We start from the raw sequence: 23,964 nt of genomic DNA on the forward strand, positions 1-23,964 counted from the left end.
CGAGCTCCTCGGCCGCGTCCCGCAGGCAGCCGGCCAGCCGCCGCGGCGACTCGAAGAACACGCAGGTGCGCCGTTCGTCGGCCAGCGTGGCCAGCCACGCCCGGCGCGCCGCCGGCTTGCGCGGCGCGAAGCCCTCGAAACAGAACTTCTCGCTGGGCAGTCCCGATACCGCCAGCGCGGTCGTCACCGCTGACGGGCCGGGCAGGCAGCTCACCGGCAGCCCCGCCTCGGCGCAGGCGACCACCAGGCGGTAGCCCGGGTCGCTGATCAGCGGCATCCCGGCGTCGCTGACCACCAGCACGGTTGCCCCGGCCCGTAGCTCGGCCAGCAGCGCGGGCACCCGCGCCGCCTCGTTGGCATCGAACAGGCTGACCACCTTGCCGGCGATGTGCACGTCGAGCGCCTTGGCCAGGGTCCGCACCCGCCGGGTGTCCTCGGCAGCGACCACGTCGGCGGTGCGCAGTGCCGCGACCAGCCGCGGCGAGGCGTCACCGGGCTGACCCAGCGGAGTGGCACCCAGCAGCAGTCGCCCGTGGGTCATGCGCCGCTCCTCCTCATCGCTTCACTCCGCATCGTCGTCGGCTCGCGGCCATCGCGCACAGCCTACGATCGTGGGGATGAGCGCTCCGACCGCTACCAGCTCCGCGGCCGTGCCGGAGCGCACCGCTCCGATGATCAGCCCGGGACTACTGGTGCCGGTGGCCGACTTCGGGCCGACCGACCGTGCCCGCGGCTGGGCGGTGACCGCGGCGATCACCACGCTGGCCGCGGTGACCCGGTTCTCGAACCTGCACACCCCGACTGATGCCGGCACCCCGATCTTCGACGAGAAGCATTACGCGCCGCAGGCCTGGCAGATGCTGCACAACCACGGCGTCGAGGACAACCCCGGCTACGGCTTGGTGGTCCACCCGCCGGTCGGCAAGCAGCTGATCGCGATCGGCGAGGCGCTGTTCGGCTACAACGGGTTGGGCTGGCGCTTCACCAGTGCGCTGCTCGGGGTGCTCGCGATAGCGCTGCTGGTGCGCATCGTGCGCCGGATGACCCGCTCGACGCTGGCCGGCGGGATCGCCGGATTGCTGTTGGTCGGAGACGGCGTCAGCTTCGTGGCGGCGCGCACCGCGCTGCTGGACGGCTTCTTGACCTTCTTCGTGGTGGCGGCGTTCGGAGCGCTGCTCGTCGACCGCGATCAGGTACGTATGCGAATGCATACCGTGCTGACCGAAGGCCGTTGCGGCGCAACGCCATGGGGCCCCCGGCTGGGGGTGCGCTGGTGGCGCTTCGGCGCCGGGGTGCTGCTGGGTCTGGCCTGCGCCACCAAGTGGTCCGGGCTGTATTTCGTGGTGTTCTTCGGGGCGATGTCGTGCGCGTTCGACGTGGCCGCCCGCCGGCAGTACCGGGTTCGCCGGCCGTGGCTGGGAACGCTGCGCCGCGATGTGGGCCCCACCGGCTATGCGATGGTACTGATCCCGTTCGGGGTGTATCTGGCGTCGTATGCGGCGTGGTTCGCCTCCGAGACCGGCGTGGACCGCCACGAGGAGGGCCAGTCGATCGGGCTGGAGAGCCGGTTCCCGGTGCCCGACGCGCTGCGCTCGCTGTGGCATTACACCTATCAGGCCTATCACTTCCATTCCGGCCTGACCAACGCCGCCGGCAACCACCATCCCTGGGAATCGAAGCCGTGGGCCTGGCCGATGTCGCTGCGCCCGGTGCTCTATGCGATCGACCAGCACGACGTGCCCGGCTGCGGCGCCCAGTCCTGCGTCAAAGCCGTGATGCTGGTGGGCACGCCGGCGATGTGGTGGCTCGCGGTGCCGGTGCTGGGCTATGCGTTGTGGCGAACCCTGGTGCGCCATGACTGGCGCTACGCCGCGGCACTGGTCGGCTACTGCGCCGGCTGGCTGCCGTGGTTCGCCGACATCGATCGGCAGATGTACTTCTTCTATGCGGTGCCGATGGCACCGTTCCTCGCGGTGCTGCTGGCGTTGATCTGCAGCGACATCGTCTCCGGCGGGCGTTCACGCGGCGAGGAGCGGCGCACGCTCGGGTTGATCGCGGTGTGCTGTTACGTCGCGCTGGTGCTGACGAACTTCGCCTGGCTGTACCCGATCCTGACCGGGGTGCCGATCTCGCCGGCCACCTGGAACATGCAGATCTGGCTGCCCAGCTGGTCGTAGAGTTCTCGACGAATCGAACTGGTGTGCGATAGGCTGGCGGCCGTGGCGGTACCCGTACAGGAGTCGCTGTTCGACCTGAGCGAACGCCGGCAGCTGGGCGACGGCGCCTGGCTCGACGTCCGTCCCAACTGGGTGACGGAAGGCACCGATCTGGTCGCCGAACTGCGATCCGCCGTCCCCTGGCGAGCCGAGCGCCGCCGGATGTATGACCGGCTGCTCGACGTACCCAGGCTGGTCAGCTTCCACGACCTGGCCGCCGGTGATGCGCCGCACCCGGCGATCGGCCGGCTGCGCCGGCGGCTCAACGACATCTACGCCGGGGAACTCGGCGAACCGTTCGCCACGGTGGGGCTGTGCCTGTACCGCGACGGCAACGACAGTGTGGCCTGGCACGGCGACACCCTCGGTCGCGGCGCCACCCAGGACACCATGGTCGCGATCGTCAGCGTCGGCGCCACCCGCACGTTCGCGCTGCGTCCCCGGGGCGGCGGCACTGCGCTGCGGCTGTCGCAACACCACGGCGACCTGCTGGTGATGGGCGGCTCCTGCCAGCGCACCTGGGAGCACTCGATACCGAAGACGGCCGCACCCGTCGGCCCGCGGATCAGCATCCAGTTCCGGCCGCGCGGCGTGCGCTAGCGAAAAGGATCAGCCCCGCACCGCGGCGACCGCGGCCACCAGCAGCTCGCGGGCTCGGGCGGTGTCGACCGGGATGACCGGCTTGTCCGGCGCCACCAGCGGGTTGGCGGTGACAAGCACCTGATACGGCCCGAAATACGCCGAGTAGTTGTACAGCTCGCCGACGCGCGACTGGCCGCCGGTGACCGCCTCGATCACCCGATGCACGCCGATGGTCTGCACGCCGTCGATGCGCGGCGCCTCGACCGTTTCGACCAGGCCGCGCATCCGTTCGCCGGCGAAGCCGATTCGGCGGCAGGACTTTCCGGGTTCGTTGAACGGGACCGGCTCGGAGGTCTCCAGGGCGATGGTGATGAAGCGGTTGCCGTTGCCCTCGGCAGCCACAGCGGCCATATTGCCCTGCACGCCCTGCGGCAGTTGCTGGCTGACTGCGAACCTCGAGCAGTCGGCGGGCTCGAACTTCAAGCCCGGAGGCAAAGTGTTGGCCGCCAGTAACTTCGGGTCCAGACCGGTCGGCGCGATGGCCTTGACCTGGAACTCCGGACCGAAAGAGGACTTGAGGTCGGCCACTTTGCCGATGTCGGCGGTCACCTCGCCGGGATCGGAGCTGCAGGCCGCGAGCAAGCCGACACAGCCCACTGCCAGCACCGCGCGAAGGTTCAACATCGCAGCCAATCTACCCAACGCCGACCGCCGGGGGTGGCGGCGGTCACCCTACAGCCTGGATGGCTTGGCGGCCAACCTCTTTGATCTGTTCGGCCATGTCACGACCGAACGGCAGCTGGTGCTCACCGGGCACATCGATCATCGTGGTGACGATGCCCGGATCGTCGCGCTCCCAGTAGGCGCCCAGGTGGTCCAGGATCGCGCGCATCGGCGCGTTCTCCGACAGCACCCGTGCGGTGAACTTCTCGATGCCCTCCAGCCGGGCGATGACGGCCACCGCTCCCATCAGGTAGGTGCCGATCCCCCGGCCCTGGTAGCGGTCGCCGACGGTGAACGCGATCTCGGCGACCGTCGGGTCCTTGAGGTCCCGGACGAAACGTGCGTCGGCGACGATCGACCCGTCCAGCTCGGTGACCACCCAGACGAAGTGATCGACGTAGTCGACCTCGAACAAGTAGTGCATGAGCGCCGGGTTCGGGGTGCGGGTGGACATGAACCGGCGGTAGAGCGTCTCGGTGGAGAACTCGACGTGGCCGTGCACGGTTCGCGCGCCGTCGCCGGGCAACACCGGCCGCAGCAAGAACCTGGTGCCATCGCGGGCCGCAAATTGCACGGCCTCGATGTAGGCGGCGAGCCGCTGGCGTGCGGTGCGCACCAGCCGGCCCATGACCTCCGGGATCTGCAGCATCTCGTCGAAGGCCTGCTCGTCGCCGATCCAGCCGGTCAACGGCGTCGAGGTGGTGACGGTCGCGGTCCGGCGGCCCTTGCGCAACAGCGCGATCTCCCCGACCACCATCCCGGCCGACACCTCGCTGACGACCACCGCGCCGTCGTCGCCGACATGCCTGACCTGGGCTGACCCCGACGAGATGAGCAGGAAGGACACCGCCGGCTCGCCTTGCCGCATGAGTTCGGTTCCGGTCGCGGCCTGCAGCGGCTGTAAGCCGGCGGCCAGCGGCGACAGCTCGGCGTGGCTGCAACCGGCGAAGATTTCCATCGCCGCGAGCTCCGGGGTGGACAACGCTTCACTCACCCGGTCTCGCCGCGACATCCCCATGGATTGCTCCGCCTTTGTTCGCCAATCAAGGCTAACCGGTGGCCCGGAGCGGTAATGATTTAACAGCGACATAATCAACTCGATTCGGCGTTAGCGATTTAAGACGGCTACCCTGTGCCCGCTGACAGCGATACGTTGAGGAAGAGATCACAGGACATGAGCGAACTGAATCCGAGGCTGCACGAGATCTATGAAGAGGTGCTGCGCCGTAACCCCGGCGAGGCCGAGTTCCACCAGGCCGTTTTCGAGGTACTCAGCAGCCTCGGCCCTGTGGTGGCCAAGCATCCGGACTACGTCGACAGCGCGGTCATCCGGCGGATGTGCGAGCCCGAACGTCAGATCATCTTCCGGGTGCCGTGGCTCGACGACAACGGCAACGTGCAGATCAACCGCGGTTTCCGGGTGGAATTCAACTCGGCCCTGGGGCCCTACAAGGGCGGGCTGCGGTTCCACCCGTCGGTCTACCTCGGGATTGTCAAGTTCCTCGGCTTCGAGCAGATCTTCAAGAACTCGCTGACCGGCCTGCCGATCGGGGGCGGCAAAGGCGGGTCGGACTTCGACCCCAAGGGCCGCTCGGACAACGAGATCATGCGGTTCTGTCAGTCGTTCATGACCGAGCTCTACCGCCACCTGGGCGAGTACACCGACGTCCCCGCCGGTGACATCGGCGTCGGCGGCCGCGAGATCGGCTACCTGTTCGGCCAGTACAAGCGGATCACCAACCGCTACGAGTCGGGCGTGTTGACCGGCAAGGGCCTGACCTGGGGCGGGTCGCAGGTCCGCACCGAGGCGACCGGTTATGGCGCGGTGTTCTTCGCCGACGAGATCCTCAAGACGGCCAAGGACTCCTTCGAGGGCAAGCGGGCCGTGGTGTCGGGATCGGGCAACGTGGCCATCTACGCGATCGAGAAGATCCACCAACTGGGCGGCGTCGTGGTGGCGTGCTCGGACTCCAGCGGCTACATCGTCGACGAGAAGGGCATCGACCTGGAGCTGCTCAAGGAGGTCAAGGAGGTCAAGCGCGAGCGCATCGAGGCCTACGCCACCGCCCGCGGCGGCGCGACGCAGTTCGTCAACAGCGGCGGCTCCATCTGGGATGTGCCCTGCCAGATCGCGTTCCCGTCGGCCACCCAGAACGAACTGGACGGCAACCACGCCGCCACGCTGGCCCGCAACGGCTGCAAGATCATCGCCGAGGGCGCCAACATGCCCTGCACCCCGGAGGCCGCCAAACTGTTCACCGAAGCCGGTGTGACGCTGGCCCCGGGCAAGGCCGCCAACGCCGGCGGGGTGGCCACCAGCGCCCTGGAGATGCAGCAGAACGCCTCACGTGACTCGTGGAGCTTCGAATACACCGAGCAGCGCCTGGCGGCCATCATGCAGAGCATCCACCACCGCTGTCTGGTCACCGCCGACGAGTACGGCGCCCCCGGCAACTACGTGGTGGGGGCCAACATCGCGGGCTTCATTCAGGTTGCCGATGCGATGACCGCGCTGGGCCTGATCTAACCCGGTTGGCGCTGAGCCATGGCTTTCCGGGCGGAGTGCGCTCGCAGCTTTGCGCCGGTGACGCAGAAGTGGGCTCGTTGGCGGACTGTTTGGCCGTAGCATCGCCGGTATGACTTGGATTCTGCGCACGGCCGCGCTTGCCGGTGTCGCGTGCATGGCGCTGCTCGGCGGCCCGCCGGCAGCCCACGCCGACGACGCCAGCTACATCGCCGCCCTGGACGCCAACGGCGTCTTCCGGTCCGGCCCGCCGAACGCCAGACTGTCGGCGGGACACCGGTTCTGCAACCAGCTGCGCAGCGGCGCCACGGTCGATCAGGTCGTGGACGCTTACGTGCGCCGGCCGTCGTTCGGTGGACCGTCGATGGTCGATGACCTGACGGTTAACCTGCGCCCGGTGATCAACATCGCCCAGCACGAACTGTGCCCTGAAACCCTGACCTAATCGGTGTCGCCCGCGGCATCACCGGATCTGGACGCGAGTTCCGCGTCGAGCACCTCGTCGATCAGCGGGATGTCGATCGCGTCGTCCGACCCCGCCGGTGCCCACCGGCCGGCGTCCAGGTCGTGCTTTTCGGTGAGAAACCGCAGCCGGTAGGCCTGCTGGGCCCGTTCGAAGGTCTGCTGCGCGATACGGGCGTTGAGCCCGCCGTTGACCACCGCGCCCAGCAGCGGAACCGCCTGCGCCAGTTTGCGTTTGGCCAGCCGGAACCCCAGCGCCAGGGAAACCTGCCGGATTACGTTGTCGGCTTGCCGCGGCTGGAGTCGCTGCCACGACGCCCGGCCCATCATCTGCTGTGTCAGCCGCGACAGCGCGGCCAACGCCGCGGCTTTCTCCGCCGGGTCACCCGCGGCGGAATAGGCGATCACCCCGGAGGCGAACGCCTGCTCATCGGGCACCCGGACGTCGTAACCGTAGTGCGCCGCAACCAACGCCACGATGCGCCCCATCCCGGCCATCACGGCGGTGACGTCAGCAACGACGGCCGAGGCCGCGACGGTCAAAGTGGTGCCGCCGGTGACAGGGCTCGACACGGCCGCCCCCGTCACCGCCAGCGATGACGCCGCGCCGCCGGCCATCGCAAGGGCGATGTAGCGTTCCTTGCGCCGCGGCACCGAGCGGTCGCAGTGTTTCAGGTCGAGTTCTTTGACCTCCTCGTAGGACGCCACCGTGACGCCCTCGTCGGCGAACATCGCAAAAACGTCGGCCGGCTTGACCGAATTGAGTCCCCGCTCGACCACGGCGGCGTGCAGGGTCTCCATGGCCCTGGTGGTCAGATCATCGACCTTGCCGATGGCGACGGTTGCCCCCGGGATCTGTTCGACCGTGGAACGGGCTTCGGCGGCCAGCGCTTTGGCGCGTCCCGTGATGCCGCGGCTCAGGCTTTCCAGCGGGCCGGATCGCTCGGTGCCGGTGGCGGCCTCGAGCAGCGCTTCCCAGGCCCTGCGCTCGTAGTCGGACATGCCCGGCGGGGCGTTATCGGCCACGGACTCAGCCTACTCGCGGCAATATTCATTGACGCCCGTCATTGACAGTCGTCAGCCACATGCCTAGAGTGCGAATATGTCGTCAGGCGAATTGACCGCACCGCCGTCACGGGCCGGGGGCATCCGGGAGACTCGCCGGCTCGAGACCAGGGCGCGGCTGTTCGAGGCCGCGGTAGCCGAGATCGGCCGGTACGGGCTCGCCGGCGCCGACGTCAGCGCGATCGCCGGCGCGGCGGGGGTGGCGCGCGGCACGTTCTACTTCCACTTCCCCACCAAGGAGCACGTCCTGGTCGAGCTGGAGCACAACGAGGAGGCCCGAATCGTCGACGAACTCGGGGCTGCCGACGGCGAGTTGGCCGCCGTGTTGTCCCAACTGATCGACCATGTCCTCAGCGCCGAACGCCGTTTGGGGCCCGTTGTTTTCCGGGACATGCTCGGGCTGCATTTCACCTCGACCCGGCCCGCCGAAGACGAATTAGCCCAGCACCCGCTGCTGCAGTTCCTGCCGGAGGTCATCAGCCGGGCCCAGCACCGCGGGCAGGTGTCGCCGGAGCTCGACGCGGCCGAGCTCGCAACGTTCTTCCTGACCGGGCTGTTCGCTCTGCTGGCCACCGGAGCGCACGATGGCGAATTGCTCAACCGTTATGCGACAACGATTGTCAAGGGAATGGAGAACCGATGAATCGCACCGGTATCGAGGGCTACCGAGACTACCTGGCCCGGCGTGACGGCGAGGCGGACCTGCTCAACCGGCGGTTGGCGAACCGCGAGAAGTTCTTCGATGACCTGGAAGCGAACCCGGTCCGCTCCGCTGCTCCCGCCGATCGCGCGACGTTCCTACGCAATCTGCGGCGCCGGCGGCCCGACCCCGGCCTGGACCGCAAGATGCTGTTCCTGCTGGCGACCGCCAAACTCAATCAGGCCGAACGGTTCGGCGTCGGGCTCGGCGAGACCTACGGGCGCAACAGCGACGAGAGTCTGCCGCCGGAGAACGTCTATCTCGAGCTCGAGGAGCACTACCACACCCGGCTGCTGGCCTACGCCCTCGACGTATTCGACCTGACGTTCCAAGTTGTGCCGCCCCCGTTTGTGATGCGGCAGTTCGTCAAGACCGGGGTGTTTCTCCCCGAACGGCTCGGTTTCATGTTCGTGGGAGCCGCGGAGATGGCGGGCTGCATCATGTTCGACGAGCTGCGCCGCGTCGGCAGCGAGCTGTTCGCCGACGAACCCGAAGTGGCAGAACGAATCACGCTGCTCTACAGCGAGATCCTCACCGACGAGGTCGGACACGTCGGCTACTGCGCGTCGCGCTGCACCTCGGCTGAGCGGGCGATCATGCGGCGGCTCTACCCGCTGATCGGGCGACTGTTCGCCCGGCAGACCGCCGAGATAAGCCTGTTGATCGACCCGACGGCGTTGCGTGCGCGCCTCGACCGGCCCTTTGACGTTGCCGAACTCACCGAGGGGCTGGACAACGAGACGTATCTGGTCACCCACCCCTGACTCCTCCCAGGGGCCGGCGACGTCAGCGGATGTTGAGCTGCAACCGCTCCAGGCGGCGGACCAGGATGCTGGGCAACCATTCGCCGACCTCGGCCGCCTCGATCCAGCTGGTCTGCTCAAGCAGCATCCGAAACACGATCCGGGCCTCCAGGCGGGCCAGCGCCGCCCCGACGCAGAAATGTGCGCCCTTGCCGAAGGCCAAGTGCCCTCTGCCGGTGCTGCGGTCGAGCCGAAAGTCGTTGGGGGCGTCGAAATGCTGGGGATCGCGATTGGCTGCGCCCCACATCAGCAGCAGGCGTGAGTCGGCGGGCAATTCGACTCCGCCCAGGGTGGTATCCGCGACCACATGCCGATAGTGGCCGCGAAAGGGCGATTCACAGCGCAGGGTCTCCTCAAGGAACGCATCCAGCAACTCGGGGTGGGCACGTAGTTGCTCTTGAATGTGGGGGCGGTCGGCCAGGATCCACGCGGCGCTGCCCAGTAGCGAAGCGGTCGACTCGCCGGCTGCGCTGAACAGGGTGAGCATGATTGCCAGCGCTGAAAGCTGCTCCAGCTCACCGGCTTTGGTGCGGGTGGCGAGGTCACCGATCAGGCCCGGCTGCGGGTTTTCGGCCGCCTTCTGGAAGTGCTCGAGGACATAGCCGGAAAGTTCCATGGCGGCCACGCCGGCCGCCTCGAGCTGGGACGCACTGACGATGCCGTCGAGCAGGGTGGTGGTGGCGTAGCCCAACCGGATCAGCTTGTCGACGTCGTCATCCGGGAGACCGAGCAGGCGGGCGACCACCGTCATCGGCAGCCGGTTGGCGATGGTGCTCATCCACTCGACCTGTCCGCCGTCGCTCGCCTCGGCCCACAGTCGCTTGGCGGTGGCTTCGGCGAACTCTTCGATGACGCGCACCCGCTTGGCCGAGAGGTGGGGCAGCAGCAACTTCCGGTGTCCCGCGTGCAGCGGATCGTCTGCGGTGGCCAGCGCATGCATCGGTCCACCGAGCGGCCCCATGTCGAACGGCGTCACCGTCCCGTCGTCGTGGTAGACCATCGTCGCCGTCAGGTTCGACGAGAAGTCCTCGACGCGGTGCACCGCGTCGGTGACCGCGTCCCAGCCGCATACCGCGTAGAAAACAGAATCACCGATCCGGTTCACTCCGCCGCGGCGGCGCATCGTGTCGTACAACGGGTTGGGATCTTGGATCGCGGCGTGGCCGAAGAAGTCGGTCGCGTCCACCACGGCACTCATGCCCACCAGGCTGTATTGCACTCGTGACCTGCGTCAACGGCGCGCATCGAAGTTGCGAGGCGGGTCCGAAACGAAAAGGTGCGGGCCTTCTCAGCCGACCGTGCCGACCAGCGCCAGCGGTGAGAGGTCCGCCGAAATCTTTCTCATGATGATAAAAATGCGTTATGGATTCTCCCAGGGCGAGATATCGGTGGCAGCACCCGACTGGCTGATCGGCCGGGATCGCCGCAGCGAGGGCGCCGAACGGATTTACGCCGCAGCCGCCGAGCTCATATCGCGGCAGGGCTACGACGCCTTCACCATCGACGCCCTGGCCGCCGTCGTGCACTGCTCGCCGGCGACCATCTACCGCCATGCCGGAGGCAAGGCGGCGATCCGCGACACGGTGCTGACCAGACAAGCAGAACGCATTCTCGACTCGGTCCGGGAAGCCATCACCGGGCTGACGGGGTCGGAGCGCATTGTCACCGCCACGCTCGTCGCCCTACAGCGGCTGCGCGCCGAACCGCTCTCGCAGATCATGCGCGCCATGACCGGCTCTCCCGGCACGGATTGGCTGACCGACTCCCCGGTCATCGCCCGCTTCGCCGCCGAAATGGTCGGCGACGACAACCCCGATCCGCTGGCCGCGCAGTGGCTGATCCGGGTGTTTCTGGCGCTCTGGTACTGGCCCATCCAGGGCGCCGACGAGGAAGAAGCCGCGGTGCGCCGATTCCTCGGTGCGCCTTACGCAGTGGATGCTGCCGCTCATCAGGAAACATCCTGACCTGCACAAACTCTGTGGAGCTAAGGGGAATCGAACCCCTGACCTACTCGATGCGAACGAGTCGCGCTACCAACTGCGCCATAGCCCCTTGACCGCTAGCAGGCTACCAGCCCGCGGCCGGTGCCCTGAAACCGAGACGCTATTGGCCCGATGCCCGCGGTAGATCGCCGCGCCAGCCGTACTCGCGCGCCGTGGCCGCGTACTCGAGGTGCTCGAACACCGGGTCCTCGTCGTCGATCTCCAGCACCGCGACGCCGGGCCGGCGCAGCCGCGAGGGCACCACTTCGAACGCCTCGGCACCGACGCTCTCCCGCCGGGCACGAGGCCGGTCCGCCCGCCGCGCGCGCCGCGCCCGCACCTGTTGCTCGATGCGGGTCTGCCGTCGCAGGTAGGCCAGGTAGACCACCGTCGCACCGGCCGCACCGCCGCAGAGCCACCACGCGGTCGGTGCCACGGTGAAGGCCGTGAGCGCCGAGAACACCAGGATCACCGCCAGCGACATCAGCACCCGCTTGCGGAACTCGTACTTGCGGGCGCTGACGGCCGCCGCCGTGTTGCTGTCGTAGCGGCGTGGCCGCGCCGCTACCGGAGCCGACGAATCGGCTTCGGCTTCCAAACCCGAACTGTCCTCGACGTATTCGTACTCATAGCCGTCAGCATCGGATTCGGCCTCGGCCTCGTCTTCGGCAAAGGCTTCCGGTTCGGCCTCCGCCTCGGCTTCCGCCTCCGCCTCGGCTTGGGCCTGCGCCTCAGCCTCGGCTTGGGCCTGCGCCTCCGCCAGCGCCTCGGCCTCCGCCTGAGCGCGAGCCGCTGCCGCTGCCTGCGCCTCGGCCTCGGCCTGGGCCCGCTCCTGCGCTTCGACTTCGGCGGCCAAGCCGGCTTCCGACAACGGCAATTCAGCGGAATCGTCGGCGACGACCTCGACGTCCAACACGTCCAGGTCCAGTTCACCCTGCTCACCGGCCGTGGCGACGAAGACCCGCGGTCGCCGGCGGGGCGGCTCGTCGTCGGCGACGTCGTCGACGGCATCGACGTCATCAAGGTCGGTGTCGGTGGCGCGCTGCTGCCAGTCCGGGTCACTGCGGTGGCCGGCGGCCGGGCCGCCGCGCTTGAGCAACCGTGCACTACTCCCGCTGGTCAGCACCCGGGTCGCCAACGCCACGTCACTGGTGCGCCGCACCGCGTCTCGCTTGCTGACCAGCATCGGCACCAGTACGAACAGCCAGAGGACGACCAGGGAGAGCCAGAGCAATGATTGCGGGATGCTGGGCATGGTGGCCTGCTCCTTTCCCAGCCAAGGCTAGGTCTGTGACCCACACGACTCCGGACGGCGCGCCGAGCCAATTACACAGTTGTAATTTACTCGCTGACCTCGGTAGTCACAACTATCACACGGGCAACACGGCTGACGAAATCACTCAGACCCACGACGCCCGGCCCGCCCGCACCAGTCCCGCGGTCACCGACCCGGCGACTTCCTCGACCGTTATCGCCACCAGCAGGTGGTCCCGCCACGCCCCGTCGACATCCAGATAACGCTGCAACAGGCCCTCTTCACGAAACCCGACCTTCGCCAATACCGCACGGCTGGCCGCATTCTCGGGCCGGACCGTCGCCTCCACCCGGTGCAGCCGGACCGGCCCGAAGCAGTGGTCGAGCCCGAGCGCCACCGCCCCGGTTGCCACTCCCCCGCCGGCCGCCGAACTGGACACCCAGTAGCCGATCCAGGCCGACCGCAACGCGCCGTGGGCGATGTTGCCGACCGTCAACTGGCCGCAGAACCGTCCGTCGAGCTCGATGACGAACGGCAGCATCCGCCCGTAGCGGGCTTCGGTACGCAGGGTCGAGCACACCGGCGGCCACGCGGCCGCACTGTGCCGGGTGCCCCAGTCCGCCTCGACACTGGGCTCCCACGGTTCCAGGTGGGATCGGTCGGCCAATCGGATCCGGCTCCAGGCCACGCCGTCGCGCATCCGCACCGGCCGCAGCCGGATCACCCCGGCCGGCACTCGCAGCGGTCCGAGCACCGTCGGCCAGCCGGGGTGCTGGACGGCCTTGAAAGGCCACAGGTTGACCAGCATGCGCCCCGACTCAACCCCGCTGAGCCAAGAAGGCGACGTCCACCATCTCCCCGGCGCCGATCTGCTCGACCTCCTCGGGAACCACCACCAGACAGTTCGCTTCGGCCAGGGTCGCCAGCAGATGCGACGAGGTGCCCCCGCTGCCGCCGAGCACCTGCACGAGGTACTCGTCGGTTTGCTCATCGCGCATCAGCTGACCCCGCAGATAGCCCTTGCGGCCGGGCATCGAACTGATCGGGCCCAGTGTCCGCGCCCGCACCATCCGGCGCATCGGCTCGCGTTTGCCCAGCGACAGCCTGATGAGCGGACGGATCATCACCTCGAACACCACCAGCGCGCTGACCGGGTTGGTCGGCAACAGAAACGTCGGGACCCCTTCCGGTCCCAGCTGGCCGAAACCCTGCACCGAACCGGGATGCATCGCGATCCGGGAGACTTCGAGCTCGCCCAGACCCGACAAGGCCGCGCGCACCGCGTCGGCCGCGGCCCCACCGACCCCGCCGGCGATCACCACCACCTCGGCCCGGTTGAGCTGCCCTTCGACCACCTCGCGAAGCTTGGTGGGTTCGCTGCTGACGATCCCGACGCGGGTGACCTCCGCCCCGGCATCGCGGCCGGCCGCCGCCAGCGCATACGAGTCAACGTCGTAGACCTGCCCGTTGCCGGGGGTGCGGTTCACGTCGACCAACTCGCCGCCCACCGCCAGCACCGACAGTCGCGGGCGCGGATGAACCAGCACCCGGTCGCGGCCGACGGCGGCCAACAGACCCACCTGAGCTGCGCCGACGACCGTGCCGGCGCGGACGGCGACATCACCGGGCTGCACGTCGTCGCCGACGCGGCGCACATAGTCGCCGGGACGCACGGCTCGCAGCACCCGCACCCGGGAGTTGCCACCGTCGGTCCACCGCAGCGGCAGCACCGCGTCGGCCAGGGTGGGCATCGGCGCCCCGGTCTGAATCCGGGTCGCCAGCTTGGGCTGCAGCCGAGTCGGGGTGCGCGCCCCGGCCTCGATGGTGCCCAACACCGGAAGCGTGATGGGGGCATCAGCGATATCGCCGCGCTCATCGGAGCTGTCGCCGATCGCGTCGGCGCCGAGTACGTCGACGCTGCGCACCGCGTAACCGTCGATCGCGGCCTGGTCGAAGGCGGGCATGGGCCGCTCGGCGACCACCTCTTCAGCGCACATCAAGCCCTGCGCCTCGGCGATCGCCACCCGGACCGGGCGGGGCGCCACCGCGGCAGCCGACACCCGAGCCTGTTGCTCCTCAACCGAACGCACGGCGCGCCTTTCTCAAAACCTCGGTCCGATTCGGGCTGACGGTCCCCTAGTTCTCCGCCAAGCCCAACCGCGCCACCAACCACCGGCGCAGGTCCGGACCGTAGTCATCACGATCCAGGGCAAAGTCAACCGCAGCTTTGAGGTAGCCGCCCGGATTTCCCAGGTCGTGTCGCGAGCCGCGGTGAACCACGACATGTACGGGGTGCCCCTCGGCGATCATCAGCGCGATGGCGTCGGTCAGTTGCACCTCCCCGCCGGCGCCGCGGTCGATGCGCCGCAACGCGTCGAATACCGCGCGGTCCAGCACGTAGCGGCCCGCGGCGGCATACATCGATGGCGCGTCGGCCGCCTTGGGCTTCTCGACCATGCCCTTGACCCGCAACACGTCGGAATTGTCACCGTCGGGAACGGGCTCGACGTCAAAAACACCGTAGGCGCTGACCTCGTCGGGGCTGACCTCGATCGCGCAGAGCACGGTGCCGCCCTGGAGGGCCCGCACCTTCGACATCGTCTCCAACACCCCGGTGGGCAGCACCAGGTCATCGGGGAGCAGGACGGCGACCGCATCCTCGTCGGCGGACAACGTGGGCTCGACACAACTGATGGCGTGCCCCAGCCCGAGCGGCTCGGCCTGCACCACCGACTCCACCTTGATCAGCTGCGGGGCGCGGCGCACCTTGGCCAGCATCGCCTTCTTGCCGCGCGCCTCCAGCGTGCCTTCGAGCACCAGGTCTTCGACGAAGTGCGCGACCACCCCGTCCTTGCCCTCCGAGGTGATGATCACCAGTCGCTCGGCGCCGGCCTCGGCCGCCTCCGCGGCCACCAACTCGATGCCGGGGGTGTCGACGACGGGCAGCAGCTCCTTGGGCACCGTCTTGGTGGCGGGCAGAAAACGGGTACCCAAACCGGCCGCCGGCACAATGGCGGTACGCGGAATGGAAGCGTTCGGCGTGGGCATTGTTCACACGATAACCGCAATCAACTCCAGTTCCGCCGCTGGCGGTGGGCGAGCCGGGACTGACAGGCTGAAGGCGTGACCGACAACGCGGCGGTGACCGCCAAGTCCACCCTGCGCGCGCGCCTGCTCGCGGCACGACGCGCGGTACCTCCCGAGGTGCACGACGCCGAGGCCCGCGCGCTGGCCTGCTACCTGGAGCAGTTCGCCGGCGGCGCCCGAACGGTCAGCGCCTACCTGCCGGTGGGCAGCGAACCCGGCTCCACCGCCATGCTCGACGGCCTGACGCGGCGGGGCATCCGGGTGCTGCTGCCGGTGGTGCGCACCGAAGACGACGGCACACCGCTGGCGCTGATGTGGGGCGAGTACCGGCCCGAAAAGCTCGTCCCCGGGCCGTTCGGCCTGCTCGAACCGGCGCCGCCCTGGCTACCGGCCCAAGTGCTGGCCGAGGCGGATCTGGTCGTCGTCCCGGCGCTGGCCATCGACCGTCGGGGCGCGCGATTGGGCCGCGGTGCGGGCTTCTACGATCGCTCTCTGCTACTGCGGCGGCCGCAGATCCCGCTGGTAGCGGTGGTGCGCGACACCGAACTGCTCGACGAATTGCCCGCCGAGCCGCACGATGTGCCCATGACCCACGCGCTGACCCCGGGGCTCGGCGTAGTGGCCCTGGCGTGATCCCGACGGCCCGTCGCAGCCCGGAATGCGCAAGGCCGAATAGCGGTTCTAGCACTTAGCACGGTAGAGTGCTAACCCGATTGTTCGATCCACGGAGGTTCGCGTGCCCACCTACAGCTACGCCTGCACCGAGTGCAGCAACCGCTTCGACGTGGTCCAGGCCTTTACCGACGACGCGCTGACTACCTGCGAGGAGTGCAACGGCCGCCTCCGCAAGATCTTCGGCAAGGTCGGCGTGGTGTTCAAGGGCAGCGGCTTCTACCGCACCGACAGCCGCGATACCGGCAAGTCGTCCAACGGCAGCAGCTCCGCCAAGGCTGGAGCCGCTGGGGCCTCGAGCGACTCCGGCAGCTCGGGTGAGGGCGCCACCAAGTCCGCCGACAAGTCTTCCGGCGACAGCGGCACCAAATCGGCCGACAAGCCGAAGGCAAGCACCGCTTCCACCACTGCTGCCGCCTCCGCTTAACCAGTTATCCACAGGCCGGTTCCGGCGGCGAGCGTCCCGGGCGGTCCGGCCGTTTAACGTGGCCGTCATGGGCGAGTCGCTCAACCCGACCTTGGTCAGCCGGGTCTCTTCGCTGCTGCGCCCGGATTGGGCCCGCACCATGCTGGCGCGGCGGGTGGTCGCCGGCGCACTGGTGGTGTTGGCCGGTGTCGCAACGATCCGTTCCGACCCGCAGAGCGACCGGGTCGACGTCGTAGTGGCCAGCCGCGACATCGCTCCCGGCACGCCGTTGACCCCCGAGGACGTCTCGCTCGAATCCCGCTCGGCCCGAACGGTTCCCGACGGCGTCGCCACCGACATCTCATCGGTGCTGCACACCACTCTGGCCGGGCCGGCGCGTCGCGGCGAACTACTCACCGACGTCCGACTACTGGGCAGTCGCCTCACCGAAGCGGTCGCCGGGCGAGACGCCCGTATCGTCGGTGTACACCCGGCCGACACCGCATTGACCGATCTGGTGCGCACCGGCGACGTCGTCGACATTGTGGCGACCGACGACGCCTCGGATCCCCCTGGCGCACCGAAGGTGCTCGCGACCGGCGGAATCGTAGTGCTGGTGTCCGACAAACAGAATCATGACGATCGGGTGGTGCTCGTGGCGCTACCGGCCACCGCCGCAGTGGCGGTGGCCGGCGCCACGCTGGCTCAGGCCGTGACCCTCACCCTGCGCTGAACCGCCTCAGGCCGCGGCAGGTTGCGGGCTGGCGCAGAACTTGCACTTGGTCGCTTCGGGGTCGATCTCCGACTTGCACTCCGGGCAGGTCTTGGTGGGTGCCGGGTCACCGAACACCGTCTTACCGCGCCGCTTCTGAATGTGCTTGTAGGGCAACACGATGAAGAAGTAGATGGTGGCCATGAACACGATGAAGTAGATGATCGCCGAGATGAACGCCCCGAGGTCTATGAACGTCGCGGCGTTGCCTTCCTCGCCGAGTTGGTAGCCCAGGCCCAAGCCGGAGGCATCCGGTTGCATGGCCGAGACCAGCGGATTGATCACGCTGTCGGTGAAGGCTTCGACCAGGTTGGAAAATGCCAGCGCCACCACCAGACCGATGGCCACAGTGATGACGTCGTCACGCATCAGGAAATTCTTGAATCCCTTGAGCACCGCAATCCCCTTTTGTAGGAGTCCACTGTCAAGCGGCGTCACGCCGCCTACGGCGAACCGTAATATCGGTCGCCGGGCCCATAAGGGAATTTGGGCGAAGTCGAATCTCAACCGTGATGCGGCGGCACGTTGTCACGCAGCCACCGCTCGCGCTCCTCGGCCTCCCGCGCGTCGTCCGGATCGCGCTCGTCGGAAGATTCCTGGCGCTCGTCGGGGCCGGGCATCGCCGTTATATCTCCAGGCTGGACAGTTGGCCGATGATCACGGCTGCCAGCGGATTCAGCGTCGCCATCCCGTCGCGAACGGCGGCCCGGGAACCTGCCAGGTTCACCACCAGGGTGCTGCCCGAGACTCCGGCCAGGCCACGCGACAACCCGGCGTCGGGTATGCCGGCAGCCAACGCGGACGCACGCAGCGCCTCGGCGATCCCGAGGATCTCGCGGTCCAGGAGCTCGCGGGTGGCTTCGGGTGTGACGTCACGCGGGGTGACCCCGGTGCCACCGACCGATACGACCAGGTCAACCCCGCCGATCACCGCCGTGTTCAGCGCGTTGCGGATCTCCACCTCGTCGGCGGAGACGGCGACCACACCATCGACCATGAACCCGCCCTCGGCCAACAGCTCGGTGACCAACGGACCGCTGTGGTCCTCATCGCCGTGCGCGGTACGGTCGTCGACCACGACAACGAGCGCACGCCCTGCCAGTTCTGGCGTCTGTTCCATGGGTGCAACCGTATATCGCCGAACCCCGGCGGTTCAGCGAGGCTCGACGAAGGAGAGCCGAAACTGGGACCGCCGCATCAACACCGCGGTTCAGCGAGGCTCGACGAAGGAGCGCCGAAACTGGGACCGCCGCACTCTCCAGTCCGTCACTGCTGGGCTTTACCGAGGGTGACCTGCACGGTCTTGGACGCCCCGCTGGCATCCAGATAGGTCAGCGTCACCTGGTCACCGGGGGCCTTGGACCGCACAGCGGCGACCAGGGCGTCGGCGCTGCCGATGGGGCGCTTGTCGAACGCCGTCACCGTGACGCCTTCCGGCAGACCGGCTTTCGACGCCGGCTCACCGGGCACCACCTCGACCACCTTGGCGCCGTGCAGGCTGCGCTCGCTGGTGACCCGCACCCCCAGCGAGGCGTGCGACGCGGTGTGATCGGGCGAGTTGATGAGTTCGTCGGCGATCCGTTTGGCCTGGTCGACCGGGATCGCGAAGCCCAGGCCGATGGACCCGCTCTGGGCTTCGGCGGCGTCCCCGCCCATCGTCGCGATCGCGGAGTTGATGCCGACCAGGTCGCCGTTCATATTGACCAGGGCGCCGCCCGAGTTGCCCGGGTTGATGGCGGCATCGGTCTGGATCGCATCCAGCACGGTGTTCTGGTTGCCCGCCTCACCGCTGGTGGACACGGGCCGGTTGAGGGCGCTGACGATCCCGGTCGTCACGGTGCCCTCCAGGCCCAGCGGCGATCCGACCGCCACCACGTGCTGACCTACCCGCAGGTCCGCCGAGGAACCGAGCGTGATCGGGGTCAGGTCGGAGACACCCTGCACCCGCACCACCGCGATGTCGCTGGCCGGATCCGTCCCGACCACGCTGAACGGCGCGGTGCGTCCGTCGGCGAACGTCACGGTGGTCTTCGGCGGCGCCTTGGACATCGCATCCGCCTTGGCCGCGGCGGCCACCACGTGGTTGTTGGTCAGGATCATCCCGTCTGCCGACAAGATGATGCCCGAGCCCTCCTCGGACTGACGTCCCAGATCGGTCTCCAGCATGACGACGCTGGGCACCACTTTGGCCGCGACCTTCTCCACCGAGCCGTCCGGCAGGGTCACCGCCGCGGGCAGGCCCGGCGACTGCAAGCTCGTTGTGTGGCCGCCACCGGCCACCTGCTTGTGATCGGAATGCAGCGCCGAACCCACCACGCCGCCGGTCACGCCCGACACCACAGCGATGGCCGCCGCGCCCGCCACCAGCGCCCCGGCGCGGGGGCGCTTCGCAGGCCCGCCCGGGCCCGGGACCGGCGGCCGACCGTAGGAGTTGCCGTAGGCGGAGCGGTACTGCTGCTGGGCCTGCTGGGCGTAGCGCCAGTCGTACGCCTGGGAGTACGGGCCCTGCGCGCCCCCGGCGGGGTATCCGGCCCGACCGTGTTGCTGCGCACCCGGCGCACCGGTCGAGTGGGACCGGTCCGGCTGCTGGTGCGACGGCGGGTACCCGGGGTAGTTCGTCATGTCTGTTGCCTACTCCTAAAGAAGCGAAGTTGCCTCACCACCATGCCTACGTGGACTGAGAAGCGCCTGTGACCGCCGGGGTCGGCCGCTCACCGGCGGAGGTGGCGCCGCCGGGCAGCACCATCCGGATGGATGTCCCGGGCGACTCAGCTCCCGGATGGGTGTCCTCGATGGTGATCGCCCCACCGTGCTTGAGCACCACCTGTTTGACGATCGCCAGGCCCAGTCCGGACCCTGGCATCGCACGCGCCTGGTCCGACCGGAAGAAGCGTTCGAACACCAATTCCCGCTCGCTCTCCGGGATTCCGGGCCCCTCGTCAGAGACCACCATCTCAACGTGCGCCGGGTCGAGCTGACGCATCCGCAGCCTGACGACCCCGCCGGACGGGCTCCACTTGGCGGCGTTGTCGAGCATGTTGAGCACCGCTCGCGACAGGCCCGCGGCGTCGCCGTACACCTGCCATGGAACCACCTGGATGTCGAACTCGATGTCGTTGCGGCGCCGCCTCACCCGCTCCATGCTGCGGTCGACGACCTCGGTGAGATCGACCTGCTCGAACGCCGCCTCGCGCCGGTCATCGCGGGTCAGATCCACCAAATCGCCTACCAGCGTGGACAATTCCTCGATCTGGCCGATTGCGTCGGCGCGCAGATCCGCCATCTCCTCCTCCGGCAGCTGGGGTGCGCCCGGCGCCGCGGAGGCCATCAGCAGTTCGACGTTGGTGCGCAACGACGTCAGCGGGGTCTTGAGTTCGTGACCGGCATCGGCGACCAGCCGCGCCTGTCGTTCGCGCGATTCGGCCAGCGCGCGCAGCATCGCGTTGAACGCCTCGGTGAGCCGGGCCAATTCGTCGCTGCCGTAAACCGGGATGGGCCGCAGATCATCGGTGCGCGCGACCCGTTCGGCCGCCTCGGTCAGCCGGCCCACGGGCCGCAGGCCGGTCCGGGTGACCATTCCGCCGGCGATGGCGGCCACCACCACGCCGACCCCACCGACGACCAGTAGCACCCAGCGCAGCTTCATGGTCACCGCGCGGGTGGGCGCCAGGCTCTTGGAGATCAACAGCGTGCTGCCGTTGGGCAGGTGCACCGCCAGCACCCGCTGGCCGGCCGCGGTGCGGCGCGACAGGAATAGTTCGCCACGGATGACGGCCTTCTCCTGCTGCCCGACCGGCAGCCGCTGGCCGGGCTGATTGGCGGTGTAGATCGACCGGCCGGGATTGACCAGCATGGCGTTGACGTCGGAGTAGGCGGTGCCCTCGATCGCCTTGCGCGGATCGGCGGCCAGCGAACCGCTGGCGATCAACATCTCGGTGCGACTCTGCAGTTGATTGTCGATGTCGTTGTAGAGCGCCGCCGAGATCACCGCGTAGACGGCGACCGCCATCAACACCACCACCAGCGCCACCATCGACATCGCCAGCAGCATCACCCGCCAGCGCAGCGACAGGGATGTGCTCTGCGCCGAAGCGCCGTCCTGCCGCCGGTGGAAAAACTGCATCAGGGTGGTGTCTCGCGAAGCACGTAACCCACCCCGCGCACGGTGTAGATCAGCCGCGGCTCCCCTTCGGCTTCAGTCTTGCGACGCAGGTACCCGATGTAGACCTCCAGCGCATTGCCCGAGGTGGGGAAGTCGAAGCCCCACACCTCCTCGAGAATGCGACTGCGGGTGAGCACGCGGCGCGGATTGGCGATCAACATCTCCAACAACGCGAATTCGGTTCGGGTGAGGCTGATCTGCCGGTCACCGCGGGTGACCTCGCGGGTCACCGGATCCAGCGTCAGGTCCTCGAACGACATCGCCACCGATTCGGACAGGTCCTCGGCGGTGGTGCGGCGCAGCAACGCCCGCATCCGCGCCAGCAGTTCCTCCAGGGCGAACGGCTTCGGCAGGTAGTCGTCGGCGCCGGCGTCCAGCCCCGCCACCCGCTCGGAAACCGAGTCGCGGGCGGTCAACACCAGAATCGGCAGGTCGTCACCGGTGCTGCGCAGCTGACGGCAGACCTCCAGGCCGTCCAGCCGCGGCATCATGACGTCCAGGATCATCGCATCGGGCCGTTCGTTACTGATCGCCTCAAGTGCCTCGACGCCGTCGGTGGCCAACGAGACGGAATAACCATTGAACGACAGGGACCTGCGCAGCGACTCACGCACCGCGCGGTCATCATCAACAACCAGTACCCGGGTAGCCATGTGTGCTATCCAATCATCGAAGGGCGAGCTGGAGCGTCAGGCGCCGGTCGTGTCGGAGCCCTATTAGCGGCGGTCGAGATCAATGAGGCCCAGTCGAGCGGCCTTGAGAAGTCGGCGCGGCACTTTGTGCGCGCGGCCGGCGACCGACACGTTGACCAGGCCGGTTGCCTCGGCCTTCCACTGCGCGCGGCGGGAACGGGTGTTCGCGCGCGACATCCTGCGCTTCGGCACGGCCATGGTCGAGCATCTCCTCAAAAATCGTGCGGTTTGCCGCCAGATACCAGGCAGATACCGATAGCGGGACTTCTGCAAAAGAATAGCGCCTAATCTGTGTCGGCTCCAAAATGGCACTGCCAGGCTCGACGGAGGAGAGGCGAACCTGGAACCGCCGCAGCAGCGGGCGCCGCCGACCCCCACCGGGGCGGCCGCCTTGACGCGACACCAGCGGTACCGGCTAACCTACCGGTTGGTTGAGTGATGGGATTGCGCATGACAGCGGTTCGAATCGGTAACTGCTCAGGCTTCTACGGCGACCGGCACGCGGCGATGCACGAAATGCTCACCGGGGGCGACCTGGACTACCTCACCGGCGACTACCTGGCCGAGCTGACCATGCTGATTCTGGGGCGCGATCGGATGAAGCATCCGGAACGCGGGTATGCCAAGACCTTCCTGACCCAGCTCGAACAATGCCTCGGCCTTGCCCGTGACCAGGGCGTTCGCATCGTGGCCAACGCCGGCGGGCTCAATCCGGCCGGCCTGGCCGACGCGGTGCGGGAACTGTCCGACCGGCTCGGCATCCCGGCGCGGGTGGCCCACGTCGAAGGCGACGACCTGCTCACCCGCGCCACCGAGCTCGGGCTGGGCACTCCGCTGACCGCCAACGCCTACCTGGGCGGCTGGGGCATCGCCGAGTGCCTGGCCGGCGGCGCGGACGTGGTGATCACCGGGCGGGTCACCGACGCCTCGCTGACCGTCGGGCCCGCCGCCGCGCACTTCGGCTGGGCCCGCACCGACTATGACCGGCTCGCCGGCGCGGTGGTGGCCGGTCACGTCACCGAATGCGGCATCCAGGCCAGCGGCGGGAACTACGCGTTCTTCACCGAGATTCCCACCGAGCAGCTGCTGCATGCCGGCTTCCCGCTCGCCGAGATCCACGCCGACGGGTCATCGGTGATCACCAAGCATCCCGGCACCGGCGGGCTGGTCAGCGTTGACACCGTTACCGCGCAGCTGCTCTACGAGGTCGCCGGGGCCCGGTACGCCAACCCCGACGTCACCGCCCGGATCGACAGCATCGAGCTGTCACCCGACGGCCCGGACCGGGTCCGCATCTCCGGCGTGACCGGCGAGCCGCCCCCACCCACCTACAAGGTCTCGCTCAACAGCATCGGCGGGTTCCGCAACTCCACCACGTTCGTACTGACCGGCCTGAACATCGAGGCCAAGGCCGAGCTGGTACGCACCCAGCTGGAGGCGGCGCTACGAGTGCGTCCGGCCGAGCTGGAATGGACCTTGGCCCGTACCGACCATCCCGACGCCGACACCGAGGAGACCGCCAGCGCCCTGCTGCACTGCGTGGTGCGCGACCCCGACCCGGCCAACGTGGGCCGCAAGTTCTCCGCGGCCGGCGTCGAGCTCGCGCTGGCCAGCTACCCGGGGTTCTGCGTCACCGCCCCGCCCGGTGACGGCCAGGTCTACGGGGTGTTCACCCCCGGCTACGTCGACGCCACGGCGGTGCCCCACGTCGCGGTACACGGCGACGGCACCCGGGTCGACATCCCGGCCGCGTCGGAAACGCTCGAGCTGGCGCCCGCCGCTAATAGTCCGGCTGCTGCACCGACCCGCGCTCTGGTCACGCGTTTCGGCGCGGGCTGTTGGAAATGCCTGTGGCCCCCAA

General features: G+C 68.5%; 26 protein-coding genes and 1 tRNA gene. 11 read left to right on the plus strand and 16 right to left on the minus strand.

Annotated elements, in window-relative coordinates:
• Positions 1-541, minus strand: a 541-nt coding sequence (gene rsmI / locus DQP56_RS14220; protein WP_133258934.1) for a 16S rRNA (cytidine(1402)-2'-O)-methyltransferase, incomplete at its 3' end; no start/stop codon positions are given.
• A gap of 76 nt (positions 542-617) precedes the next feature.
• Between rsmI and DQP56_RS14225 the strand changes: the two genes are divergently transcribed.
• Positions 618-2,177: a dolichyl-phosphate-mannose--protein mannosyltransferase gene (locus DQP56_RS14225; protein ID WP_112686445.1), complete on the plus strand. Its 1,560-nt coding sequence runs from the start codon at positions 618-620 to the stop codon at positions 2,175-2,177.
• A 42-nt stretch (positions 2,178-2,219) separates the two neighbouring features.
• Positions 2,220-2,816 carry an alpha-ketoglutarate-dependent dioxygenase AlkB gene (locus tag DQP56_RS14230; RefSeq protein ID WP_205868877.1) on the plus strand — a complete coding sequence of 199 codons (597 nt, stop codon included), beginning with the start codon at positions 2,220-2,222 and terminating at the stop codon, positions 2,814-2,816.
• A gap of 9 nt (positions 2,817-2,825) precedes the next feature.
• Here DQP56_RS14230 and DQP56_RS14235 read toward each other — a convergent pair whose 3' ends face one another.
• Both DQP56_RS14235 and pat read right to left on the minus strand, forming a co-directional pair.
• Entirely contained in the window at positions 2,826-3,482 is a 657-nt protein-coding gene (locus tag DQP56_RS14235) for a DUF5642 family protein (protein ID WP_112686449.1), read from the minus strand.
• Positions 3,483-3,525: 43 nt separating this feature from the next.
• Positions 3,526-4,539 (minus strand): acetyltransferase Pat, encoded by a 1,014-nt coding sequence (gene pat / locus DQP56_RS14240; protein WP_112686451.1) that lies wholly within the window; start codon positions 4,537-4,539, stop codon positions 3,526-3,528.
• A gap of 156 nt (positions 4,540-4,695) precedes the next feature.
• On the opposite strand from pat, the gene gdhA reads away from it, so the two are divergent.
• Positions 4,696-6,048 (plus strand): NADP-specific glutamate dehydrogenase, encoded by a 1,353-nt coding sequence (gene gdhA / locus DQP56_RS14245; RefSeq protein ID WP_112686453.1) that lies wholly within the window; start codon positions 4,696-4,698, stop codon positions 6,046-6,048.
• A 109-nt stretch (positions 6,049-6,157) separates the two neighbouring features.
• Complete coding sequence (locus DQP56_RS14250; protein WP_112686455.1) at positions 6,158-6,490, plus strand: DUF732 domain-containing protein; 333 nt, start codon at positions 6,158-6,160, stop codon at positions 6,488-6,490.
• Here DQP56_RS14250 and DQP56_RS14255 read toward each other — a convergent pair.
• Complete coding sequence (locus DQP56_RS14255) at positions 6,487-7,533, minus strand: EcsC family protein (protein WP_112686457.1); 1,047 nt, start codon at positions 7,531-7,533, stop codon at positions 6,487-6,489. The two genes, DQP56_RS14250 and DQP56_RS14255, sit on opposite strands and share 4 nt — an antisense overlap.
• 76 nt (positions 7,534-7,609) lie before the next feature.
• On the opposite strand from DQP56_RS14255, the gene DQP56_RS14260 reads away from it, so the two are divergent.
• Positions 7,610-8,215, plus strand: a complete 606-nt coding sequence (locus tag DQP56_RS14260) for a TetR/AcrR family transcriptional regulator (RefSeq protein ID WP_112686459.1) — start codon at positions 7,610-7,612, stop codon at positions 8,213-8,215.
• Positions 8,212-9,036 carry a hypothetical protein gene (locus DQP56_RS14265; protein WP_112686461.1) on the plus strand — a complete coding sequence of 275 codons (825 nt, stop codon included), beginning with the start codon at positions 8,212-8,214 and terminating at the stop codon, positions 9,034-9,036. The genes DQP56_RS14260 and DQP56_RS14265 overlap by 4 nt, the downstream gene beginning before the upstream one ends.
• 22 nt (positions 9,037-9,058) lie before the next feature.
• Here the strand turns inward: DQP56_RS14265 and DQP56_RS14270 are convergent, their stop codons facing one another.
• On the minus strand, positions 9,059-10,273 hold the full coding sequence (locus DQP56_RS14270) for a cytochrome P450 (protein WP_112686482.1): 1,215 nt from the start codon (positions 10,271-10,273) through the stop codon (positions 9,059-9,061).
• Positions 10,274-10,463: 190 nt separating this feature from the next.
• Between DQP56_RS14270 and DQP56_RS14275 the strand changes: the two genes are divergently transcribed.
• The gene (locus DQP56_RS14275; protein WP_112686484.1) at positions 10,464-11,039 is read left to right on the plus strand and encodes a TetR/AcrR family transcriptional regulator; all 576 of its coding nucleotides are present in this window, start codon (positions 10,464-10,466) and stop codon (positions 11,037-11,039) included.
• A 15-nt stretch (positions 11,040-11,054) separates the two neighbouring features.
• On the opposite strand, the gene DQP56_RS14280 is transcribed toward DQP56_RS14275, so the two are convergent.
• The 5 genes from DQP56_RS14280 to DQP56_RS14300 all read right to left on the minus strand — a co-directional run bounded on the left by DQP56_RS14280 (position 11,055) and on the right by DQP56_RS14300 (position 15,360).
• Positions 11,055-11,127 (minus strand) — tRNA-Ala (locus tag DQP56_RS14280).
• A 51-nt stretch (positions 11,128-11,178) separates the two neighbouring features.
• The gene (gene sepX / locus DQP56_RS14285; protein ID WP_112686462.1) at positions 11,179-12,312 is read right to left on the minus strand and encodes a divisome protein SepX/GlpR; all 1,134 of its coding nucleotides are present in this window, start codon (positions 12,310-12,312) and stop codon (positions 11,179-11,181) included.
• A gap of 145 nt (positions 12,313-12,457) precedes the next feature.
• Positions 12,458-13,120 (minus strand): GNAT family N-acetyltransferase, encoded by a 663-nt coding sequence (locus tag DQP56_RS14290; RefSeq protein WP_112686464.1) that lies wholly within the window; start codon positions 13,118-13,120, stop codon positions 12,458-12,460.
• Positions 13,121-13,130: 10 nt separating this feature from the next.
• Complete coding sequence (glp, locus tag DQP56_RS14295; protein WP_112686466.1) at positions 13,131-14,402, minus strand: molybdotransferase-like divisome protein Glp; 1,272 nt, start codon at positions 14,400-14,402, stop codon at positions 13,131-13,133.
• A 46-nt stretch (positions 14,403-14,448) separates the two neighbouring features.
• Positions 14,449-15,360, minus strand: a complete 912-nt coding sequence (locus tag DQP56_RS14300; protein WP_112686468.1) for a UTP--glucose-1-phosphate uridylyltransferase — start codon at positions 15,358-15,360, stop codon at positions 14,449-14,451.
• A gap of 75 nt (positions 15,361-15,435) precedes the next feature.
• Here DQP56_RS14300 and DQP56_RS14305 point away from each other — a divergent pair, with 75 nt between their 5' ends.
• From DQP56_RS14305 to DQP56_RS14315, 3 genes are all read left to right on the plus strand, one after another.
• Entirely contained in the window at positions 15,436-16,032 is a 597-nt protein-coding gene (locus tag DQP56_RS14305) for a 5-formyltetrahydrofolate cyclo-ligase (RefSeq protein ID WP_112686470.1), read from the plus strand.
• Positions 16,033-16,135: 103 nt separating this feature from the next.
• Positions 16,136-16,498 (plus strand): FmdB family zinc ribbon protein, encoded by a 363-nt coding sequence (locus DQP56_RS14310; RefSeq protein WP_112686472.1) that lies wholly within the window; start codon positions 16,136-16,138, stop codon positions 16,496-16,498.
• A gap of 67 nt (positions 16,499-16,565) precedes the next feature.
• Positions 16,566-17,210, plus strand: a complete 645-nt coding sequence (locus tag DQP56_RS14315) for an SAF domain-containing protein (RefSeq protein ID WP_112686474.1) — start codon at positions 16,566-16,568, stop codon at positions 17,208-17,210.
• Positions 17,211-17,216: 6 nt separating this feature from the next.
• On the opposite strand, the gene DQP56_RS14320 is transcribed toward DQP56_RS14315, so the two are convergent.
• The 6 genes from DQP56_RS14320 to rpmF form a co-directional block, all read right to left on the minus strand.
• Positions 17,217-17,687 (minus strand): large conductance mechanosensitive channel protein MscL, encoded by a 471-nt coding sequence (locus tag DQP56_RS14320; protein WP_234825671.1) that lies wholly within the window; start codon positions 17,685-17,687, stop codon positions 17,217-17,219.
• Positions 17,688-17,874: 187 nt separating this feature from the next.
• On the minus strand, positions 17,875-18,369 hold the full coding sequence (locus DQP56_RS14325; RefSeq protein ID WP_112686476.1) for a MogA/MoaB family molybdenum cofactor biosynthesis protein: 495 nt from the start codon (positions 18,367-18,369) through the stop codon (positions 17,875-17,877).
• Between the two features lie 146 nt (positions 18,370-18,515).
• Positions 18,516-19,871 carry a S1C family serine protease gene (locus DQP56_RS14335; RefSeq protein ID WP_112686478.1) on the minus strand — a complete coding sequence of 452 codons (1,356 nt, stop codon included), beginning with the start codon at positions 19,869-19,871 and terminating at the stop codon, positions 18,516-18,518.
• Positions 19,872-19,917: 46 nt separating this feature from the next.
• A complete protein-coding gene (locus DQP56_RS14340; RefSeq protein ID WP_112686480.1) occupies positions 19,918-21,372 on the minus strand; it encodes a HAMP domain-containing sensor histidine kinase in 1,455 nt (484 codons plus the stop codon).
• Positions 21,372-22,064: a response regulator transcription factor gene (locus tag DQP56_RS14345; RefSeq protein WP_013827874.1), complete on the minus strand. Its 693-nt coding sequence runs from the start codon at positions 22,062-22,064 to the stop codon at positions 21,372-21,374. The genes DQP56_RS14340 and DQP56_RS14345 overlap by 1 nt, the downstream gene beginning before the upstream one ends.
• 63 nt (positions 22,065-22,127) lie before the next feature.
• Positions 22,128-22,301, minus strand: a complete 174-nt coding sequence (gene rpmF, locus DQP56_RS14350) for a 50S ribosomal protein L32 (protein WP_013827873.1) — start codon at positions 22,299-22,301, stop codon at positions 22,128-22,130.
• 252 nt (positions 22,302-22,553) lie between these two features.
• On the opposite strand from rpmF, the gene DQP56_RS14355 reads away from it, so the two are divergent.
• On the plus strand, positions 22,554-23,964 hold a 1,411-nt coding region (locus DQP56_RS14355; protein ID WP_205868878.1), incomplete at its 3' end, for an acyclic terpene utilization AtuA family protein.

The organism is Mycolicibacter senuensis (assembly GCF_003284925.1).
In the GTDB taxonomy this organism is placed as follows: domain Bacteria; phylum Actinomycetota; class Actinomycetes; order Mycobacteriales; family Mycobacteriaceae; genus Mycobacterium; species Mycobacterium algericum_A.

Bases quoted from the DNA above. Each gene is read 5' to 3' on its own strand.
- DQP56_RS14225 (WP_112686445.1), top strand. From the start codon at position 618: ATGAGCGCTCCGACCGCTACCAGCTCCGCGGCCGTGCCGGAGCGCACC.
- DQP56_RS14235 (WP_112686449.1), bottom strand. From the start codon at position 3,482: ATGTTGAACCTTCGCGCGGTGCTGGCAGTGGGCTGTGTCGGCTTGCTC.
- pat (WP_112686451.1), bottom strand. From the start codon at position 4,539: ATGGGGATGTCGCGGCGAGACCGGGTGAGTGAAGCGTTGTCCACCCCG.
- gdhA (WP_112686453.1), top strand. From the start codon at position 4,696: ATGAGCGAACTGAATCCGAGGCTGCACGAGATCTATGAAGAGGTGCTG.
- DQP56_RS14250 (WP_112686455.1), top strand. From the start codon at position 6,158: ATGACTTGGATTCTGCGCACGGCCGCGCTTGCCGGTGTCGCGTGCATG.
- DQP56_RS14260 (WP_112686459.1), top strand. From the start codon at position 7,610: ATGTCGTCAGGCGAATTGACCGCACCGCCGTCACGGGCCGGGGGCATC.
- DQP56_RS14265 (WP_112686461.1), top strand. From the start codon at position 8,212: ATGAATCGCACCGGTATCGAGGGCTACCGAGACTACCTGGCCCGGCGT.
- DQP56_RS14270 (WP_112686482.1), bottom strand. From the start codon at position 10,273: ATGAGTGCCGTGGTGGACGCGACCGACTTCTTCGGCCACGCCGCGATC.
- sepX (WP_112686462.1), bottom strand. From the start codon at position 12,312: ATGCCCAGCATCCCGCAATCATTGCTCTGGCTCTCCCTGGTCGTCCTC.
- DQP56_RS14290 (WP_112686464.1), bottom strand. From the start codon at position 13,120: ATGCTGGTCAACCTGTGGCCTTTCAAGGCCGTCCAGCACCCCGGCTGG.
- DQP56_RS14300 (WP_112686468.1), bottom strand. From the start codon at position 15,360: ATGCCCACGCCGAACGCTTCCATTCCGCGTACCGCCATTGTGCCGGCG.
- DQP56_RS14315 (WP_112686474.1), top strand. From the start codon at position 16,566: ATGGGCGAGTCGCTCAACCCGACCTTGGTCAGCCGGGTCTCTTCGCTG.
- DQP56_RS14325 (WP_112686476.1), bottom strand. From the start codon at position 18,369: ATGGAACAGACGCCAGAACTGGCAGGGCGTGCGCTCGTTGTCGTGGTC.
- DQP56_RS14335 (WP_112686478.1), bottom strand. From the start codon at position 19,871: ATGACGAACTACCCCGGGTACCCGCCGTCGCACCAGCAGCCGGACCGG.
- DQP56_RS14340 (WP_112686480.1), bottom strand. From the start codon at position 21,372: ATGCAGTTTTTCCACCGGCGGCAGGACGGCGCTTCGGCGCAGAGCACA.
- DQP56_RS14345 (WP_013827874.1), bottom strand. From the start codon at position 22,064: ATGGCTACCCGGGTACTGGTTGTTGATGATGACCGCGCGGTGCGTGAG.
- rpmF (WP_013827873.1), bottom strand. From the start codon at position 22,301: ATGGCCGTGCCGAAGCGCAGGATGTCGCGCGCGAACACCCGTTCCCGC.